3 protein-coding genes are annotated in these 4808 nt (G+C 68.3%); all 3 read right to left on the bottom strand.

The window, feature by feature from the left end; all coding sequences use genetic code 11:
* Positions 1–341 (bottom strand): hypothetical protein (locus tag EB084_19590; protein NDD30467.1); only part of this gene is annotated, 341 nt, incomplete at its 3' end.
* Positions 342–374: 33 nt separating this feature from the next.
* Positions 375–1412, bottom strand: coding sequence for an alpha/beta fold hydrolase (locus tag EB084_19585; protein NDD30466.1), 1038 nt, complete (start codon positions 1410–1412; stop codon positions 375–377).
* Between the two features lie 110 nt (positions 1413–1522).
* Complete coding sequence (locus EB084_19580) at positions 1523–4606, bottom strand: hypothetical protein (protein ID NDD30465.1); 3084 nt, start codon at positions 4604–4606, stop codon at positions 1523–1525.
* Positions 4607–4808 lie beyond the last annotated feature (202 nt).

Here is a 4808-nt window from a genome sequence, read left to right as displayed (position 1 = left end):
TGCGCGCGTGCTGCGCGCGCATCGGCCTCTGCTGATTCGGCTCTTGCCCTCAACGTCTCGATCTGCTCCTCGGCATCGAGCACACGGCCCTCGGCGGCGACGACCTGACGAGAGAGACGCGCGAGGTCGGCCCCCGTGGGGACGTCGATGCCCTGCAGGAACGACTGAACGTTCTCGCGGGTCTTGCGCTGCATCTCGAGGCTCCAGTCGTAGGACGCGGCCATCGCCTTCGACACGCTGTCGCTCTCGATCATCTGCTGGCTCATGGCCGACCAGCTGCTGACGGTCAGGTCACGCCACTGCTTCCATGTCTTCTCGAGCTCTTCGTATGCCTGATTCATTGCATTCATCCTCCAACGTCAGTCTAGCGGGGGTCAGTTGCGCGCCGGTTGCACGCGGGCCATCCACGCGGTGGCGTCCGGCCAGAGCTTCTTGTGCGCGGCGCCGCTCATCGACAGGCCGATGTGCCCCGTGGGGAAGCGCATCACCTCGGCGTTGGGCAGCAGCCCAGCCACGGGCTCTGCCGTCTCGGGCGGCACGAGATGGTCGGTCCCCCCGGTCACCACGAGGGTGGGACAGGTGATGCGCGCCAGGTCGACCACGCGCCCGCCTACCGTGAGGCGCTTCTCGATGAGACGGTTCTCCTGGAAGCAGGCCTTCAGGAACTCGGCGTACACCGCCCCCGCCATGGGGATGTTGTCATTCACCCACTGCTCCATGGCCAGGTGGTTCTCGACGTAGCGCGCATCGCCCACGTTGTCGTAGAGCGCCGAAAGGCGCGGCAACTTCTGACCGAGCTTGAGCAGCGAGAAGCCGTCGAACGAGCCAGGCGGCGCGTTGCCACAAGCCGCCACGAGCTTGTCGGGGTCGAAGAAGCCCGGGTCGCACCCCCACCTGTAGAGCAGCTCGTCGGAGCGGAAGTGGAACGGGGTGCCCAGCAGCAGCAGACTGTTCACCCGCGCGGGGTGCAGCGCGGTGTACATGGCGGCCATGGTGCCACCCATGCAGTAGCCGAAGAGATTCACCTTCGCGGTGCCAGCGTGGCGGCACGTCTCGCGCACGAACAAGCGGATGAACACATTCACGTAGGCATCGAGGTCGAGATGCTGATCGACAACGGTGGGCACGCCCCAGTCGATGAGATAGACCTCGAACCCCGCCTTGAGCAAGGCCTGCACGACGCTGCGCTCAGGCTGCAGGTCGAGGATGCTCGGACGGTTGATGAGCGAGTACACGAGCAGCACGGGCAGGGTTTGTGTAGCGGGGGTCTCACGCGTGTAGCGGTAGAGCACCATCTCGTCACGGCGAAAGACCTCGGCGCGGGCCGACTGGGCGATGGGCACCGGATGCTGGCCGCTGAGCAGCTGGCTCCAGCGAAGGCTGTCGTTGACGGTATCGGTGGGTGTTCTCATGCCGTGAGTGTGCCAGCGGGGTGTTGCACGCGGGTTGCAACACGCGCCACCCCCGTGGGGAGCCGTGTCCTGACACGGCGTGCCGGCCTCGCAACCGTCGCCTCGCCCCGTCAGTCGTATACAGCCAGCGCCTGGGTCTCCGGCGAGGGCGCGAGACCCAGCTCGTCGTCGAGCGCCGCAACGCAGTCGTCGTAGGCGCGCTGCGCAAGCGCGGGGCGGCCTTGACGGTTGTGGACGCGGATGATGATGCGCCAGGCCTCCTCCCAGCAGCGATCACGCGCGATGATGGCGTGGGCCATGCCCATGGCGCCATCATCATCGCCTTGCTCGAAGGCGTGCCGCGCAAGCTTCTCCGCGGTTCCCACATAGAGCCCCCGCAGGCGATCACGCTCAGACGCCGCCCACTCGGCGTAGGGGAGATCTTCGAGGAATTCGCCGCGATAGAGCTCGATGGCACGCTGCCACAGCTCCGGTCGGTTCTCTTGCGTGCCGCGCGCGATGAGGCGCTCCATCTCATCGACATCGACCTCGAGGTCGGCCTCAGCCAGCATGCAGTAGGCCGTGCCGCGGCGCTCGAGGCAGCGCGCGAGGGCATTCTTCGGACGCTCCGGATCAACCGCCTCGGACAGCGCGTGCAGGGCCACGCGAAAATCGCGGTTGGCTGCCTCCGGGGTGGCATCGGGCCAGAGCAGGTCCATGAGCGCTTCCTTCTGCACGAGCTGCCCGCGCCGCGTGAGCAGAAAGAGGAAGAGCTCGCGCGCCTTCTCACGCTTCCACGTCTTGTTCGCGATCTCATCGGTGCCTCGCCACGCGCGAAACGGTCCAAGGCACTGCAGCCGAAGCCGCCAGCCGATGTCCGGAGACGGCGTCTCCGGAACGGGCGTGCGCGGTCCGAAGAGCGTGGGGCGAGTCATCAGGAACGCGTGGCCGCGATCGGCCATCGCAGCAAGGGTCGTCGGCATCTCCCGCCGACCCGCCAGCGCAAGCCAGAGCTCGGCCACCGAGAGCCCGAAGACATCCCTGCAGGCAGCCATGTCGGCGCGTGCTGCCTCGAGCACGCCGGCCGCATCGGGATGCCCCCCCAGGTGACCGGCGATGCCGGTGACAAGGCGCAGCCAGGCAGACAGCCAGAGGTCGCCAGCGTTCATGGTGATCACGAGGCCATCGGTGGCAAACGCATACGAGCGCGGAACATCTCCCTTCGCCGCGTAAGCGAGCGCCAGCCCCATGAGCGCCTCGACGCGCAGCCGCTCGACCCCCGTGCGCTCAGCCAGGGCCTGGGCGCGAGCATAGGCGTTCACCGTCTCCTCGAACGACGCATCGGGGCGCAGCTGCAGCGCGTGACCCAGACGCATGTACGACACCGCCTCGGTGAAGACCGAGCAGGAGGCCGACGCGGCCTCGAGCCCCTGACGGGCCGCGCGCTCGGCGGTTGCCACGTCGCCTTCGAGCGCCGCGATGTACGCGAGCACCAGGACCTCTTCGCGATGGGCTTCGGGTTCGCTGGACGCCTCGCCCCCATCTCCTGTGGTCGCCCCCGATGCCGTGGCGTGGGCCGCAAGCCGTCCCTCAGCCGTGGCGCGCGCGGCCGCGAGCTGCCCCGTGCGCAGCAGGATGCGCGCATCGAGGGCACTCGAAGCAGAGCGGGTTCGCAGACGGCCGGCCAGACGGCGGAAGCGCAGCGCCGCCGCGGCGCGTCCCTGATTGACGCAGTTCTCGGCCACCAGATCGATGATGCGCACGCGCGCGTCGATCGCGACGATTGGCGTTCGACGATATGCGCGCCGCAGGAGCACGCGCGCTTTGGCCGGCTGCAAGGTGTCGACATAGATCGAGGCCTGCTCGGCGAGCGCCTCTGCCTCAACGTCTCCTGACCCGAGCCGAGCGGCGCTCGCTGCAGCGCGCTCGAGCTCGACCTTGGCCGCCTCGTAGGCGTGGCTGCGACGCAGCGCTCGTCCACGAAGCACGCGAAGCGTGGGATGCAGATCGAGCACGACGGCTCCAAGTCTATCGGTCAGCGTCAGCAGCCGGTTGCGCGTGAGGGGAAGCGCTGCAAGGGCGCTGACCGCGGCGTCGACGTCCCCGGCCTCGATGCGATGCGCGATGGCATCGTGCGCCTGCCCGCACTGCTCGAGGGCGAGGGCGGCACGGCGATGCAGCGCAGCGATGTCGCGTGTTGCATCACCGGTTCCGGCGCTCTCCGCGCGCCGCTCGGCGCGACGACGGATGAGAGCATCGTGGAAGAGCTTGTGGGTGCGCATCGCGTCACCATTCTTCGACAGCAGACCGAGCTCGGCGAGACGCGTCAGCACGCGACCCGCGTCGTCGCGACCGCTCACCGCGGCACAGACCGCGGGCGTCAGGCTCTCGAGCACCGAGCAGTCGATGAGAAAGGCCATCTCGTCGGCCGTGAGCTCATCAAACACCTCTTGCGCGATGCAATCGTCGAGCAGATCCCCCTCCGCGGACTGCGGTCCTTCCGGCCCGGAGCCCGCAGATTCAATTGAACCCCTCGTGCGCGCCACGAGATCGACCCCCAGAGGCCATCCACCGACGCGGTCGTGCAAGCGACGCACACCCTCGCTCGACGCGACGGCACCTCCTCGGGCAGCCACCACGGCGGCGGTCTCTTCGGTCGTCAGCGCGAGCTCGGCTGCAACCAGGGTGCAACGTACCCGTCCCCGCGCCGACCAGAGCGCCCACTCGCGAATCGCGGGCATGCGACGACCGCTGAGCACCACGGCCGCCGTCGGGGGGAGATAGCGCAGCAGGTAGGTCAGCGCCTCGGCAGCCTGCACGATGCGGTGCGCATCGTCGATGACGAGCACGAGCCCTGGAAGGTCGCAAGCGCCATTGATGGCCGCGTCGAGAACGCTGCGCCAGCGCTCCGGATCGATGTCGATGGCATCAGTGCGGCCTCGTGCCACGTCGATGGCCGCCAACACGTGGGCCGCGAAGGCGATCGGCTCATCGTCACCTTCGGCCACCGAATACCAGGCCTTGGGGGTCGCTCGCCTCACTCCCCAGGCCGTCAGAAGGGTCGTCTTGCCAAACCCGGGTCCCGCCATCACCGCGGCGAGGCCACCCGCCTCGAGCGCGGCCAGCGAAGCCTCGAGCCGAGGCCGCGCGATGGGCTCGCCCGAGACGGTGGGCCAGGTGATTCGGGTGCGCGCGATGGTGAGAGGCACGAACATCCGAACGATTATACACGGCGCGATGACGGCGAGGCAAATCAAAGACCAGACGGAGGAGGTGCGTGCCTCGACTCCCGTGATCAGGTACTCGGGTGCGCTTGGGGCAACCTCTGCCTCAGCGCTGCGCGCCTGCCGCCCTGACGTCGGGGGGCGCAGTGGCGGGGGGGGCGGAGCACTAGAAGCCCAAATGGGCTTATACCGA

The sequence above is a fragment of the Pseudomonadota bacterium genome, assembly GCA_010028905.1.
Classification (GTDB): Bacteria; Vulcanimicrobiota; Xenobia; order RGZZ01; family RGZZ01; genus RGZZ01.
The sequence above is the reverse complement of the archived record's forward strand: the minus strand, read 5'-3'. Positions and strand labels throughout refer to the sequence as shown.

What these genes read in the sequence shown, in the direction of transcription:
- EB084_19580 (NDD30465.1), bottom strand. Translation starts at nt 4,606, where the DNA reads ATGTTCGTGCCTCTCACCATCGCGCGCACCCGAATCACCTGGCCCACC.
- EB084_19585 (NDD30466.1), bottom strand. Translation starts at nt 1,412, where the DNA reads ATGAGAACACCCACCGATACCGTCAACGACAGCCTTCGCTGGAGCCAG.